General features: G+C 67.1%; 12 protein-coding genes. 4 read left to right on the forward strand and 8 right to left on the reverse strand.

Annotation, left to right across the window (positions count from 1 at the left end; all coding sequences use genetic code 11):
- Positions 1-119 precede the first annotated feature (119 nt).
- From ACJH7A_RS23875 to sdhC, 4 genes are read right to left on the reverse strand one after another with little or no spacing between them, the layout of a single operon-like run.
- A complete protein-coding gene (locus tag ACJH7A_RS23875; protein WP_020102797.1) occupies positions 120-905 on the reverse strand; it encodes a succinate dehydrogenase iron-sulfur subunit in 786 nt (261 codons plus the stop codon).
- 1 nt (position 906) lies between these two features.
- Entirely contained in the window at positions 907-2,661 is a 1,755-nt protein-coding gene (sdhA, locus tag ACJH7A_RS23880) for a succinate dehydrogenase flavoprotein subunit (protein ID WP_212806680.1), read from the reverse strand.
- 11 nt (positions 2,662-2,672) lie between these two features.
- The gene (locus ACJH7A_RS23885; RefSeq protein WP_061002042.1) at positions 2,673-3,092 is read right to left on the reverse strand and encodes a succinate dehydrogenase hydrophobic membrane anchor subunit; all 420 of its coding nucleotides are present in this window, start codon (positions 3,090-3,092) and stop codon (positions 2,673-2,675) included.
- Positions 3,093-3,151: 59 nt separating this feature from the next.
- The gene (gene sdhC, locus ACJH7A_RS23890; protein WP_212806679.1) at positions 3,152-3,586 is read right to left on the reverse strand and encodes a succinate dehydrogenase, cytochrome b556 subunit; all 435 of its coding nucleotides are present in this window, start codon (positions 3,584-3,586) and stop codon (positions 3,152-3,154) included.
- 225 nt (positions 3,587-3,811) lie between these two features.
- Between sdhC and ACJH7A_RS23895 the strand changes: the two genes are divergently transcribed.
- The 4 genes from ACJH7A_RS23895 (at position 3,812) to ACJH7A_RS23910 (ending at position 7,569) form a co-directional block, all read left to right on the forward strand.
- Positions 3,812-4,207: a cytidine deaminase gene (locus ACJH7A_RS23895; RefSeq protein WP_212806677.1), complete on the forward strand. Its 396-nt coding sequence runs from the start codon at positions 3,812-3,814 to the stop codon at positions 4,205-4,207.
- Between the two features lie 85 nt (positions 4,208-4,292).
- Entirely contained in the window at positions 4,293-5,582 is a 1,290-nt protein-coding gene (locus ACJH7A_RS23900) for a thymidine phosphorylase (RefSeq protein ID WP_212806675.1), read from the forward strand.
- A 51-nt stretch (positions 5,583-5,633) separates the two neighbouring features.
- Positions 5,634-6,455: a dienelactone hydrolase family protein gene (locus ACJH7A_RS23905; RefSeq protein WP_212806673.1), complete on the forward strand. Its 822-nt coding sequence runs from the start codon at positions 5,634-5,636 to the stop codon at positions 6,453-6,455.
- Between the two features lie 28 nt (positions 6,456-6,483).
- Positions 6,484-7,569, forward strand: coding sequence for an adenosine deaminase (locus ACJH7A_RS23910; RefSeq protein WP_020102806.1), 1,086 nt, complete (start codon positions 6,484-6,486; stop codon positions 7,567-7,569).
- Here ACJH7A_RS23910 and ACJH7A_RS23915 read toward each other — a convergent pair.
- The 4 genes from ACJH7A_RS23915 to ACJH7A_RS23930 all read right to left on the reverse strand — a co-directional run bounded on the left by ACJH7A_RS23915 (position 7,548) and on the right by ACJH7A_RS23930 (position 13,324).
- The gene (locus ACJH7A_RS23915) at positions 7,548-10,505 is read right to left on the reverse strand and encodes an RND family transporter (RefSeq protein ID WP_406802823.1); all 2,958 of its coding nucleotides are present in this window, start codon (positions 10,503-10,505) and stop codon (positions 7,548-7,550) included. The genes ACJH7A_RS23910 and ACJH7A_RS23915 overlap by 22 nt on opposite strands.
- Positions 10,502-10,951, reverse strand: a complete 450-nt coding sequence (locus ACJH7A_RS23920) for an MmpS family transport accessory protein (protein ID WP_064858270.1) — start codon at positions 10,949-10,951, stop codon at positions 10,502-10,504. Before ACJH7A_RS23920 ends, ACJH7A_RS23915 begins: the two co-directional genes overlap by 4 nt.
- 196 nt (positions 10,952-11,147) lie before the next feature.
- Positions 11,148-11,987 (reverse strand): alpha/beta fold hydrolase, encoded by an 840-nt coding sequence (locus ACJH7A_RS23925; protein ID WP_212806669.1) that lies wholly within the window; start codon positions 11,985-11,987, stop codon positions 11,148-11,150.
- 53 nt (positions 11,988-12,040) lie between these two features.
- Positions 12,041-13,324: a primosomal protein gene (locus ACJH7A_RS23930; protein WP_406802824.1), complete on the reverse strand. Its 1,284-nt coding sequence runs from the start codon at positions 13,322-13,324 to the stop codon at positions 12,041-12,043.
- Positions 13,325-13,331: the final 7 nt, after the last annotated feature.

The following is a 13,331-nucleotide window of genomic DNA, read 5'->3' on the forward strand; positions in this document are numbered from 1 at the left end:
GACACCCCAGCCCAACGCCTAGCCGCGCTCTTGAACCAAGCCGCCTAGCCACGTTGCACTAATCGATTGACTTTGAGGGCGAATTCTCGCGATCTTCTTCACGTTCGACGCAAAACGCCCTAGCGGGCAAACATCAAGGCGCGCTTGACTTCCTGGATCGCCTTGGTCACCTGGATGCCACGGGGGCAGGCCTCGGTGCAGTTGAAGGTGGTGCGGCAGCGCCACACGCCGTCGACCTCGTTGAGGATGTCCAGACGCTCGGCGGCGGCCTCGTCACGCGAGTCGAAGATGAACCGGTGCGCGTTGACGATCGCGGCGGGGCCGAAGTACGAGCCCTCGCTCCAGTACACCGGGCACGACGTGGTGCAGCAGGCGCACAGGATGCACTTGGTGGTGTCGTCGAAGCGGGCGCGGTCGGTCTGCGACTGGATGCGCTCACGGGTCGGGGGGTTGCCCGACGTGATGAGGAACGGCTTCACGGCGCGGTAGGCGTCGAAGAACGGCTCCATGTCCACCACGAGGTCCTTCTCCACGGGCAGGCCGCGGATGGGCTCGATGGTGATGGTCAGGTCCTTGCCGGGCTTCTTCGGCAGCAGGTCGCGCATGAGGACCTTGCAGGCCAGCCGGTTCACACCGTTGATGCGCATGGCGTCCGAGCCACACACGCCGTGCGCGCAGGACCGGCGGAACGTCAGCGTGCCGTCGAGGTAGCCCTTCACGTACAGCAGCAGGTTCAGCAACCGGTCGCTGGGCAGGCAGGGCACGCGGAAGCTCTGGAAGCCGGCGGCGTCCGGGTTCTCCGGGTTGAACCGGGCGATCTTCAGCGTGACCATGACGGCGCCTTCGGGCACCGGGGGCAGCGGCGGGTCGCCGGCTTCGGGCTTGTCCAATACGGGTGCACTCATGTCAGTACTTCCGTTCCATCGGCTCGTACCGGGTCTGGACGACAGGCTTGTAGTCCAGCCGGATGTCGGACAGGAGGTCGGCGCCCTGCTTGTAGGCCATGGTGTGGCGCATGTAGTTGGTGTCGTCGCGGTCCGGGTAGTCCTCGCGGGCGTGGCCGCCACGCGATTCCTTGCGGTTCAGCGCACCGACGACGGTGACCTCGGCCAGTTCGAGCAGGAAGCCCAGCTCGATGGCCTCGAGCAGGTCGCTGTTGTAGCGCTTGCCCTTGTCGTGCACCGTGATTCGGCTGTATCGCTCCTTCAGCGCGTGGATGTCCGTCAGTGCCTGCTTGAGGGTCTCCTCGGTGCGGAACACGGCGGCGTTGTTGTCCATCGACTGCTGCAGCGCGGTGCGGATGTCGGCGACGCGCTCGTTGCCGTGGTCGGACAGGATGTCGCCGACCCAGCCCACGACCATGTCGGCCGGGTTGTCCGGCAGTTCGACGTAGTTGTGGTTCTGCGCGTACTCGGCGGCCGCGATGCCGGCGCGACGGCCGAACACGTTGATGTCGAGCAGCGAGTTGGTGCCGAGGCGGTTGGCGCCGTGCACCGAGACACAGGCGCACTCACCGGCGGCGTACAGGCCCGGCACGATGTTGACGTTGTCGCGCAGCACCTGGCCGTTGATCGTGGTCGGGATGCCGCCCATGACGTAGTGGCAGGTCGGGTACACCGGCACCAGTTCGGTGACGGGGTCGACGCCCAGGTAGGTGCGGGCGAATTCGGTGATGTCCGGAAGCTTGGCCTCCAGCACCTCTTCGCCGAGGTGACGCACGTCGATGTAGACGTAGTCCTTGTTGGGTCCGGCGCCGCGGCCCTCGAGGACCTCCAGCACCATCGAGCGGGCCACGATGTCACGCGGCGCGAGGTCGACGATGGTGGGGGCGTAGCGCTCCATGAAGCGCTCGCCTTCGGCGTTGAGCAGGCGCCCACCCTCACCACGCACGGCTTCCGAGATCAGGATGCCGAGGCCGGCCAGGCCTGTCGGGTGGAACTGGTGGAACTCCATGTCCTCCAAGGGAAGTCCCTTGCGGAAGATGATGCCCAGGCCGTCGCCGGTGAGGGTGTGGGCGTTGGAGGTGGTCTTGTACATCCGGCCCGAGCCGCCGGTGGCGAAGACGATCGCCTTGGCGTGGAAGATGTGGATGTCGCCGGTGGCCAGCTCGTAGGCGATGACGCCGGTGGCGACGGGGCCGCCGGGCGTCTCGGTGAGGACCACGTCGAGCGCGTAGAACTCGTTGAAGAACTGAACGTCGTGCTTGACGCAGTTTTGGTACAGCGTCTGCAGGATCATGTGGCCGGTGCGGTCGGCGGCGTAGCAGGCGCGGCGGACCGGGGCCTTGCCGTGGTCACGGGTGTGACCGCCGAAGCGACGCTGGTCGATGCGGCCCTCGGGCGTCCGGTTGAACGGCATGCCCATCTTCTCGAGGTCCAGCACGGCGTCGATGGCTTCCTTGCACATGACCTCGACGGCGTCCTGGTCAGCGAGGTAGTCGCCACCCTTGACGGTGTCGAAGGTGTGCCACTCCCAGTTGTCGTCCTCGACGTTGGCGAGTGCGGCACACATGCCGCCCTGCGCGGCACCGGTGTGCGAACGCGTCGGGTACAGCTTGGTCAGCACGGCGGTGCGCACGCGCGGGCCGGCTTCCACGGCCGCGCGCATACCCGCGCCACCGGCACCGACGATGACGACGTCGTAGCGATGTTCCTGAATCATCCTGCGAGCCCCTATTTGATGTTCGCGTCGAAGGTGACGAGCACGTAGCTGCCCAGCACCAGGGTGAATCCGGTGGCCAGCAGCAGAATCGAGTTCAGCCAGAACTTGGTGGTGTTCTTGCGGGCGTAGTCACCGATGATGGTGCGCATGCCGTTGGCGCCGTGCACCAGCGCCAGCCACAGCAGGGCCATGTCCCAGATCTGCCAGAACGGCGAGGCCCAGCGCTGCGCGACGTAGTTGAAGTCGATGCGGTAGACGCCGTTCTGCCAGATCAGCCCGATGAACAGGTGACCGAGGGCGAGCAGCACCAGCGCGGCGCCGGAGAAGCGCATGAACAGCCAGGCGTACTTCTCGAAGTACGGGATGCCACGGGCGCGCCGGGGAGCGCGCGGGTGATCGAGGGCGGCGGGGCGGTCGTGCTCGCGCTCCATGACCGGGGCCGGGCGGCCCCCGCGGCGCGCCTCGGCGGCGCCGGAATCAGTGTGCGTGGTCACTTGAGCCACCCGTAGTGCTCAACCATGTGCATGCCCTCTACCCCAACTGCGGCGATGACGACCGCGATCCAGATGGCCAGGATGGTCCACAGCATGACCCGCTGGTACTTGGGTCCCTGCTGCCAGAAGTCGATCAGAATGACTCGCACGCCGTTGAGGGCGTGGTAGAGCACCGCCGCGACCAGGCCCATCTCCATGAACCCGATGATCGGCGTCTTGTAGGTGTTGATCACCTCGTTGTAGGCCTCGGGGCTGACCCGGACCAGAGCCGTGTCCAGAACGTGGACCAGCAAGAAGAAGAAGATGGTGGCACCGGTGATGCGGTGTAGCACCCAGGACCACATGCCCGGGTCGCCGCGATACAGGCTCCGTCGTTTCTGTGCTGAACGCGGCGCGGGTATGGCGGATTCCGCGGCTGCCGCTGTACTCATTTCGACCTCCAACGCCGTCGGTGGACGCGTGACCCGGCAGCAACTTTTTCGCGTGCCGAGCCCAAACCTCGGGGCGACTCTAATCCCAATTTGCGCACAGTCAGAACTAGCGTGTGGGGGGAATGGGCAACCCGCGCCGGAAATTAGGTTTGCCTACATTAACTTACTTGGTGGTCGGGTCGGTCCTCGAGTCAATATCGGGGTGCCGGGAACGGGGTGTCGGCGATGCCGGAAATTGACTGGAAACTGTTGCGCGACAAGGCAATAGCTGTTTCTCGGGGTGCCTATGCGCCCTACTCGAACTTCCCGGTGGGGGCGGCAGCGCTGGTCGACGACGGCCGAATCGTGGTGGGCTGCAATGTGGAAAATGTCTCATATGGCCTCGGCCTCTGCGCGGAGTGTGCTGTGGTCTGCGCCCTACATTCCAGCGGTGGCGGACGGCTGCTCGCGCTGGCGTGTGTGGACGGTTCGGGGGCCGTGTTGATGCCGTGTGGACGCTGCCGGCAGGTGCTGCTCGAGCACGGTGGGCCGGCCATGTTGATCGATCACGCATCGGGTCCGCGGCCGCTGGCCGAACTATTGCCCGACGCCTTCGGGCCGGATGACCTGAACCGCCGGTAACGCCAAGCGGTGCAACACTTCTGATTACCCGCCGGTAACCAGTTTCGATGGGGTCGACCGAGGCCCCGGCAGGAGGATCCCAGCGATGCCGTTCGATGCGCCGACAGTCATTCGCACCAAACGCGACGGCGGTGTGCTGTCCGACGCCGCGATCGACTGGGTGATCGACGGCTATACCCATGGGCGCGTCGCCGACGCGCAGATGTCGGCCTTGTTGATGGCGATCTTCCTGCGCGGCATGACGCCGGCCGAGATCACCCGCTGGACGGCGGCCATGGTCGACTCGGGGGAGCGCTTCGATTTCACCGACCTGCGGCGCGACGGCCGGCCGCTCGCGCTGGTCGACAAGCACTCCACCGGCGGCGTCGGCGACAAGATCACCATCCCGCTGGTGCCCGTCGTCCTGGCCTGCGGTGGCGCCGTCCCACAGGCCGCCGGCCGTGGCCTCGGGCACACCGGCGGCACGTTGGACAAGCTGGAAGCGATCCCCGGGTTCACCGCCGAGCTGTCGAAAGACGCTATCCGCCAACAGCTTTCCGGTATCGGCGCGGCGATCTTCGCGGCCGGGGACCTGGCGCCTGCCGACCGCAAGATCTACGCCCTGCGCGACGTCACGGGCACGACGGAGTCGCTACCGCTCATCGCCAGCTCGATCATGAGCAAGAAACTGGCCGAGGGCGCCCGCTCGCTGGTGCTGGACGTCAAGGTCGGTCGCGGTGCGTTCCTCAAGACCGAGGCCGAGTCGCGTGAGCTGGCGCGCACCATGGTCGACCTCGGCACGGCCTACGGCGTCCCGACACGGGCCTTGCTCACCGACATGGACCGGCCGCTCGGTCGCGCGGTCGGGAACGCGATCGAGGTCGCCGAGTCGCTGGACGTCCTGGCCGGCGGCGGCCCGGACGACGTCGTCGCACTGACCATCGCCCTGGCGCGCGAGATGCTCGACGTGGCCGGCCTCGACGGCGTCGACCCCGCCCAGACCCTGGCCGACGGCACCGCGATGGACTGCTTCCGGCAACTGATCGCCGCACAGGGTGGCGATCCCGAGGCGCCCCTGCCGATGGGGACGCACACCGAGACGGTCGTGGCTTCGCGAAGCGGGGTGATGGGCGACGTCGACGCCATGGCGGTGGCGATGGCGGTGTGGCGGCTCGGCGCGGGACGGGCCCAGCCTGGAGACCCGGTGCAGGCCGGGGCGGGGCTGTACCTCCACCGGCGCAGCGGCGAGCCCGTCGCGGCCGGTGAGACCCTGTTCACGCTGTACACCGAGACTCCCGAGCGGTTGCCGTCAGCGCTTGCCGAGCTCGACGGCGGGTGGTCGGTGGACGACGCGGCACCGCCGCAGCGTCCCGTGGTGCTCGACCGCGTCGAATAGCCGCGAAACCAACGGTGGTCAGCGACTCCGCCCGCCACTAGGGTCGTCCGCATGGCTGACGATGACCTCCGCGACTTCGAGCGCACCGAGTTCACCCACGATGGCACGACCCGCACGGTCTTTCGGAAGGGCACCGGTCCGGCCGTCATCGTGATCGCCGAGATACCAGGCATCACGCCCAAGGTTCTCGACTTCGCCCGCAAGGTCGCCGACCTGGGTTGTACCGCCGTGCTGCCGCACCTGTTCGGCATCCCCGGCCTGGATCCGAACGCCAGCAACCTGGCGGCGCTCAAGGCCATGGGGTCGGCGCTGCCGTCGTGCATCAGCAAGGAGTTCACCATCCTCGCGACCGGAAAGACGTCGCCGGTGGTCGATTGGTTGCGCGCGTTGGCCCGTGCCGAACACAAGCGCTGCGGTGGCCCCGGCGTCGGCGCCATCGGCATGTGCTTCACCGGCGGCTACGCCCTGGCGATGGCCACCGACGACGTCATCCTGGCGCCGGTGCTGTCCCAGCCGTCGATGCCGTTGGGCCTGACCGCCAAGCAGCGCCGCAACATCGACATCTCGCCGGCCGACCTGGAGGTCGTCAAGGGCCGGTGCGCCGCGGGCCTCAACGTCATCGGCATGCGGTTCAAGAGCGACAAGCTGGTGCCGGCAGAGCGTTTCGACTTCCTGCGCGAGCAGCTGGGTGACGCCTTCATCGCCGTCGAACTCGAGGACGCCGACGCCAACCCGGATGCGCGCCTGGCGCCGCACTCGGTGGTCACCGAGCACCTGATCGACGAGCCGGGCCAGGCCACCCGGGCGGCGCTGGACCAGGTGCTGGATCTGTTCCGGACGCGGCTGCTGCTGGCGGACGAGCCGGCGGGCTAAAAGCGACGATCCGGCGCAAGATGGACAGATGACCACCCTGACGCTGGATCAGATCAAGCAGGCACCGAAAGCGCTGTTGCACGATCACCTCGACGGCGGGCTGCGTCCCGCCACGGTGGTGGAGCTGGCCGAACAGAGCGGCTACGGCGACCTGCCCACCATGGACGTCGACGAGCTCGCGAAGTGGTTCCGCACCCAGGCGCACAGCGGATCGCTCGTCCGGTATCTGGAGCCGTTCGCGCACACCGTCGGCGTCATGCAGACCACCGATGCGCTGTACCGCGTCGCGTACGAATGCGTCGAGGATCTGGCCGCCGACAACGTCGTCTACGCCGAGGTGCGGTTCGCGCCCGAACTGCACATCGACGGCGGTCTGGTGCTGGACGAGGTCGTGGACGCGGTGCTGGCCGGGTTCGCGGACGGCGAGAAGGCGGCGGCCGCGGCCGGGCAGGTGACGACGGTCCGCTGTCTGGTCACCGCCATGCGGCACGCGGCCCGGTCTCGCGAGATCGCTGAGTTGGCCATCCGGTTCCGCGACCGGGGCGTCGTCGGCTTCGACATCGCCGGTGCCGAGGCCGGCTACCCTCCGACCCGCCACCTCGATGCCTTCGAGTACATGCGGGGCAACAACGCGCGGTTCACGATTCACGCCGGCGAGGCCTTCGGCCTGCCGTCCATCCACGAGGCCATCGCGTTCTGTGGCGCCGACCGGCTGGGCCACGGCGTCCGCATCGTCGACGACATCGAGGAGGGGCCGGACGGCACCTTCCACTTGGGTCGGGTGGCGAACATCGTGCGGGACAAGCGAATTCCGCTGGAGATGTGCCCGAGCAGCAACGTGCAGACCGGCGCCGCGGCCAGCATCGCCGAGCATCCGTTCGACCAACTGGCGCGGCTCCGCTTCCGCGTCACCGTGAACACCGACAACCGCCTGATGAGCGACACCACCATGACGCAGGAGATGGCGCTCCTCGTGAACGAGTTCGGCTACGGCTGGACCGACCTGCAGCGGTTCACCATCAACGCCATGAAGTCGGCCTTCATCCCGTTCGACGAGCGACTGGCGATCATCGACGACGTCATCAAACCGCGCTACGCCGTGCTGGTCGGGTAACTGTCGGTCGGGGTGTCGTCGACGAAGCCGGAGCGCCCGGCCGCGCCCGCCGACACCGTCTCCTGCTGAGCGGGCTGCTGGAACGCCTTCGGCACGAACTTCTCGGTGTTGTACTTACCGCGCGGGTGCACCACCTGCGGCCACCAGAACCAGCGGCCGAGCAGCACCGCGATCGACGGCATCAGCAGCGACCGCACGATGAAGGTGTCGATCAGCAGACCGATCGCGATGGTCGAACCCATCTGCGCCAGCACGATCAGCTTGCTGGCCATCATGCCGGCCATGGTGGCCGCGAACACCAGTCCGGCCGAGGTGACGACACCGCCGGTGCCGGCCATGGACCGGATGATGCCGGTCTTGAGGCCGGCGTGGATCTCGTCCTGGAACCGCGAGACGAGCAGCAGGTTGTAGTCCGAGCCGACCGCCAGCAGGATGATGACCGACATCAGCATGACCAGCCACTGCACCTGAATCCCGAACAGGTCCTGCCACAGCAGTACCGAGATGCCGAACGACGCGGCGATGGAGCTGCCCGCGGTGGCGACGATTGTCAGTGCCGCGACGGCGCTGCGGGTCAGGATCAGCATGATCATGAAGATGAGTGTCAGCGAGGACGCGACGGCGATCATCAGGTCGTAGCGGGCACCGTCGGCCATGTCCTTGTAGGTCGCCGCGACGCCGCCGAGGTAGATCTTGGCGTCCGACAGCGACGACATCTTCAAGGCGTCCTGCGCGGCCTCGCGTTCGGACGCCACCCGGGCGATGCCGTCGACGGTCGCCGGGTCGGACTGGTGGGTGATGAACATGCGCGCGGACTTGCCGTCCGGTGACATGAACATCTTCACCCCGCGCTGGAAGTCCGGGTTCTGGAAGGCCTCCGGCGGCAGGTAGAACAGGTCGTCGTTCTTGGCGCCGTCGAAGGCGGCACCCATCGACAGCGCGGTGTCGTTCATGGCCTGCATCTGGTCGATGAGGGCCTTCTGCGAGTTGTACGACGCCAGCGACAGGTCCCGGCTGGTCTTCATCGACGCGATGGTCTGGGGAAGCAGCGCCGTCAGCTTCGGTGCCAGTTCGGCCAGCTTGTCGGTGTTGATCTGGACGTCGCCGGTCCGGTCGGTGAGTTCATCGATGCCGTCGAGGGAGTCGAACACCGACCTGATGGCCGCACACATCGGGATGTCGAAGCAGTGCGGTTCCCAATAGAAGTAGTTGCGCATCGGCCGGAACTGGTCATCGAAGTTCGCAATGTTGTCGCGCATCTCCTCGGTCACCTTGAGCAGTTCCTGTGACTTCCGGTCCGACTCCTGGGTCAGCCTGGTCTGCTCGAGGGACAGCGCGTACTGCTTCTCGAGGATGCTGATCGAGACGTTGGTCGCATCGATCGTTCTGAGCTGGTCTTCCAGCTGCTTGCGCTGGAACGGCAGGTTCATGTTGCTGGTCTGGCCCGAGATGCTCGTCTGGAACGGGATCGAACTGTGCTGGATGGGAATGCCCAGCGGCCGCGTGATGCTCTGCACCATCGCGATGCCGTCGGTGTGCATCACGTTGCTGGCAATCTTGTTCAGCACCAACATGTCAGCGGGATTGCGCATGTCGTGGGTCGACTCGACCATCAGGATGTCGGGGTTCATCCGGGCCTGCGTGAAATGCCGGTCCGCGGCCGCGAAGCCGACGTTCACCGGGGCGTTCTCGGGCAAGTAGTAGCGGTCGTTGTAGGCCGGCTTGTAGCCGGGGATGGCGACGATGCCGACCAGCACCACGAACAGGCTGGCCACCAGAATCGGTGCGGGCCAGCGCACCACGGCCGTCCCGATGCGCCGCCAGAACCGGCTTTGCGGCGGCCGCTTGGATTCGTACATCCCGACGCGGCTACCGAGGTACAGGACGGCCGGGCCCAGCGTCACCGAGATCGCCACCACCACGAGCATGCCGATCGCGACCGGTGCGCCCATCGTCGTGAAGTAGGGCAGACGGCAGAAGCTGAGGCAGTACGTGGCGCCGGCGATGGTCAGGCCCGAGCCCACGATGACGGGGGCGACGGACTTGAACGTCGCGTAGTACGAGTCGTCCCGGTCCAGGCCGATGCCGCGGTCTTCGCGATACCGCCCGAAGATGAAGATCCCGTAGTCGGTGGCCGCCGCGATGGCCAGCATCGTGAGGATGTTGCCCGCGAACGTCGTCAGCCCGAAGACGTCATGGGTGGCGAGCACCGACACCACGCCGCGGGCGGTCAGCAGCGCCAGGAAGGTCAGGAACAACTGGACCAGGGTGGTCCTGATCGAGCGGTAGACCACCAGCAACATGCCGGCGATGGCGACCAGGGTGATCAGCGTGATCATGGCCAGGCTCGCGTTGCCGATGACGTGCAGGTCGTCGGTCAGGGCGGCGGGGCCCGCGACATAGGCCTGCACGCCCGGCGGTGCCGTCGTCTCCTCGATGGCCTTGCGGACGGCCTCCACGCCTTCGTTGGCGAGCGTCATGCCCTGCTCGCCGGCGAGGTTGATCATCACGTACGACGCCTTGCCGTCGGCGCTCTGTGCGCCGGCCGCGGTCAGCGTGTCGCCCCAGAAGTCCTGGATGTGCTGGATGTGCTCGGGATCGCGCTGCAGCTTGCGGATGATCTCGTCGTAGTACTTGTGGGCGTCCGGGCCGAGCGCTTCCTTGCCTTCGACGACGACCATGATCGTGCTGTTGGAGTTGAACTCCTTGAAGTTGGCGCCCATCAACTTCATGGCCTTCATCGAAGGCGCGTCCTCGGGGGCCATCGGTGCGGCGTGCAGCTCGCCGACGACCTCGAGCTGCGGTGCCGCGACGTTCACCAGGACCGCGATTGCGACCCAGAACAGGATGATCGGCACCGACAGGATGCGCAGCGCATGGGCGAACTTCGGCCGCTTGTCTGCCGTCTTGTGTTGTGTCTCAAGTGTTTCGGTCATGCGGACTTCACCAGGCAGTAGGTCTGGGCGTTGACGCCATTGGCGGATTGCTCCTCGCGGACGGTGCCGTTCACCGTGACACGGCAGCCGATGTGGTCGCTGCTCTGCTCACTGTCGCTGCGCGCCATCAGGTTCGCGCTGACGGTCGGCAGCGTGGTCGACAACGTGACGGACCAGGGCAGCGTGGCGTTCACCGAGTGCACATTGGCGTCCGGATCGAAATAGCTGATCTCGGCCGAGGTCCCGGGCGGCCCGTAGACCTCGTACACCAGGACCTTGGGGTTGAACTGGACGATCTCGACGCCCGCGCCGGCATGCGCGTTGAGGTTCTCCGACCCGAACTTCGCGTGCAGGCGGGACACCACGAGGCCCGACACCGCCAACACGACCGCCAGCAGAAGCGGTATCCAGACCTTTTTCAGTAGGCCCTTCGGCAACAACCGCACCCGACCACCTTCCCGCTCAACGCGCGCTGATCGAATCCCCGACGATCAAGCTTGCTGCCCTCGCCTGCCCCGGGCAGACGGCTCCGCTCACTCAGCGGATTCTTGGGAAATTCTTACGCCTTGCTAACTAATTTTGCAACGCGGCGTAATTGTGTGTCGGCTGTGAGCGCCCGCGACGGCCGGGTGACGTGGGGTTTCAGTCGGACAGAACGGCCCGCAGCGCGTCGGCGAATTCGCCGGGCGCGCTCATGAACCCGCCGTGATCGCCCGGGAAGATGACGGGCTCGACGCCCAGCAGGCGGCACAGCGCCATCGAGGTGCCGTGAGTGATGAGATGCTCCGACTCGGCGCCGACGCCCACCACGACCCGGCCGGCCCTCAACGCCTGATGATCAGGCACATACGTTGTGGTGCAGAGCAATTCATGATTGAAGAACCGGGACAGGTCGGCGAGTTGCCTGGCCATCTCGTCGGGCGCGGGCGCCGGTCCGGGCGGTACCGACGCCCCGTCGCCGGACTCGTCGAAGCCCGCCGTCGCCATGAACTTCGCCATGGCGGCGCCGGGACCATCACTGTGGAACGTCGCGATGATCTCCTGAGTCGCCGTGCGCTGCCTGGCGGCTTCCGATGCGGGCAGCAACTCGAGTAGGGGCGGCTCATGCGCGATCAGCGTCCGCACCCAGCCGGGGTGCCTGGCGGCCAGCGCCAGGCCGGTGACGGCGCCGCCGCTGGAGCCGAACACGTCAGCCGGGCCGGCGCCCAGGTCCTCGAGGATCGCGGCGACGTCGTCGGCCCGCAGTTCGGGCGTGGAGTCCTGCGCGGGATCGTCGATGGGGCTGGCGCCGAGCCCGCGCGGGTCGTACGTCACGACGGTGTGGTCGACAGCCAGGGCGTCGGCCACGGCGGCGAACTCTGATGCCGTCATGGGTGAACCGATGATGGCCAACACCGGCCCGCTGCCTCGCACCTCGTAATGCAGGGTGGCGCCGGGGACGGCGAGGTTGCGGACGAGGGGCTGGGCGCTGGTCTGGGTCATGTCAGTGCAGACCGGGTACGCGCCCGGAACTCATCGTTCGTTTCCCGGGCGGGTTACTCCTGACGCAGGCGCGACTCGACGAAACGCTCCAGCGTCTCCCACTGGGCGACGGCCTCGGCATACGGCTTCGACGGGGCGCCGACGGTCTCGGGCTCCAGCACATGACCGACGAACTTGCCCAGCGGCTGGCTGGTGGTCAGGTACTTGTCGGCGGTGCCGTCCTCGGCGTAGTCGCAGACGTCGCGCACGAACTCGACTGCCAAGTCCAGCTGCTCGCGGTCGACGGCCTCGGGGCCGTCGGCGATGTCGTCGGACAGACCGCTGAGCACGTAGACGTTGTCCTCGGTGACGCGGATCTGCAGCGAGCCGTCGGTGGCCGCGGTGCGGATGTCGCTGTACGCCTCGAAGCTCGACAGGTCGCTCTCGTGCTCGTCGGCCAGATAGCGGGCCAGGGTGCGCTCCGAGCCGAACACGCTGATGCGGCCGTTGCGCCCGAGGAACCGCGGCTGGTCGTTGTAGTAGCAGCGCAGCGTGTAGAGGGTGCCGCCCTTGGTCATGATGCGGATCGGGTCGATGCCGACGCGCTCCCAGAAGTCCTCGTCGCTGCCGAGCAGCTGCCGCTCGGCCTGCGCGGTGAGCGCCGCCTCCTCGGAGTCGGTGTCGACCTCGTCCTCGATGACCACGTCGTCGGCGTCGGTCTCGTCGACCTCATCGAGTTCTTCTTCTTCAGGCTCGGGTGCGGGCTCGTCGAGCTCGGCCTGGGCCTTCTCGGCGGCCTTGGCGTCGACCTCGGGGGTGGTCACCAGGGCGTCGATGGCATCGAGGACGTGGTCCCAGCTGCGGCCGACTGCGGCCTCGATATCGGCCCAGCGCTTACGACCGGCGCGGCCCGAGAAGGCCTCGGCGCCGCCGCCGAGCGTCGACAGCACGGGGTTGCCGTTGAAGAACTTGGCGACGGCGATCAGGTCGCAGACCGAGCCGAGGGCACCGACCACCTGGAGCGTCCGCCGCAGCGCGGTGACCGACTCTTCGGTGGGCTTCTCCGCGACCAGCTCGGGCACGCCGACGAGGTCATGCAGGTGGCTCTCGTCAGGGTTCAGGCGGTGCGCGTTGGCCTCGCCGAGCGCCTTCCACTTCGGGTGGTCGGCGAGGTCGTTGTCGGTGTTGGTCCGCACGAAAGCGGCCAGGTCCGCGACGGATTCGAAGGCGTAGAGGTCGTCCCCGTGGCCGAGGAACGCTTCCCACTCGTCGTCGGAGTCGCGCCACAGCGGCGCCCACAGGGTGTACAGATCGCCATTGGTCAACCCGAGCCGAACCGGCACGATGTCAGCAGCCATGCGGCAC

The organism is Mycobacterium sp. SMC-17, assembly GCF_045310915.1.
GTDB lineage: Bacteria > Actinomycetota > Actinomycetes > Mycobacteriales > Mycobacteriaceae > Mycobacterium.

Coding starts and splice junctions, on each gene's coding strand:
- ACJH7A_RS23875 (WP_020102797.1), bottom strand. CDS start 905: ATGAGTGCACCCGTATTGGACAAGCCCGAAGCCGGCGACCCGCCGCTG.
- sdhA (WP_212806680.1), bottom strand. CDS start 2,661: ATGATTCAGGAACATCGCTACGACGTCGTCATCGTCGGTGCCGGTGGC.
- ACJH7A_RS23885 (WP_061002042.1), bottom strand. CDS start 3,092: ATGGAGCGCGAGCACGACCGCCCCGCCGCCCTCGATCACCCGCGCGCT.
- sdhC (WP_212806679.1), bottom strand. CDS start 3,586: ATGAGTACAGCGGCAGCCGCGGAATCCGCCATACCCGCGCCGCGTTCA.
- ACJH7A_RS23895 (WP_212806677.1), top strand. CDS start 3,812: ATGCCGGAAATTGACTGGAAACTGTTGCGCGACAAGGCAATAGCTGTT.
- ACJH7A_RS23900 (WP_212806675.1), top strand. CDS start 4,293: ATGCCGTTCGATGCGCCGACAGTCATTCGCACCAAACGCGACGGCGGT.
- ACJH7A_RS23905 (WP_212806673.1), top strand. CDS start 5,634: ATGGCTGACGATGACCTCCGCGACTTCGAGCGCACCGAGTTCACCCAC.
- ACJH7A_RS23910 (WP_020102806.1), top strand. CDS start 6,484: ATGACCACCCTGACGCTGGATCAGATCAAGCAGGCACCGAAAGCGCTG.
- ACJH7A_RS23915 (WP_406802823.1), bottom strand. CDS start 10,505: ATGACCGAAACACTTGAGACACAACACAAGACGGCAGACAAGCGGCCG.
- ACJH7A_RS23925 (WP_212806669.1), bottom strand. CDS start 11,987: ATGACCCAGACCAGCGCCCAGCCCCTCGTCCGCAACCTCGCCGTCCCC.
- ACJH7A_RS23930 (WP_406802824.1), bottom strand. CDS start 13,324: ATGGCTGCTGACATCGTGCCGGTTCGGCTCGGGTTGACCAATGGCGAT.